The organism is Vibrio sp. HI00D65, from assembly GCF_001635455.1.
Taxonomy (GTDB): Bacteria; Pseudomonadota; Gammaproteobacteria; order Enterobacterales; family Vibrionaceae; genus Vibrio.
The window spans coordinates 1-275 of the sequence record NZ_LWEH01000179.1; the positions used below are offsets into that span (position 1 = coordinate 1).

Genomic DNA, 275 nt, shown 5'->3' on the forward strand with positions numbered 1-275 from the left:
CTTAGAGCTAGGTATCGACAACGGCATCATCGTTGCGCGTACTGACTCACAAGGTGCTGGTCTAACAAAAGAAATCGCAGTAGTGAAAGAGCCTGGCGACCAAGGTGACATCTACAACTCTTACCTAGATGTTGAAGAGATCGATGTAGCTGACATGAAACAAGGCGACGTTTGCTTCAACCGTGAAGGCAAGCTGGTACGTCCTAAGCGTCTACCATCTGGCTTGTACCAATTCCGTCAAGGTACTGGTGAAGACCGCTGTGTATTTGACTGTA

At 48.0% G+C, this 275-nt stretch carries 1 pseudogene; it reads left to right on the forward strand.

Features of this window, described 5'->3' with window-relative positions:
* A pseudogene (locus A3712_RS14580) lies at positions 1–275 on the forward strand (isocitrate lyase); the annotation flags it as partial.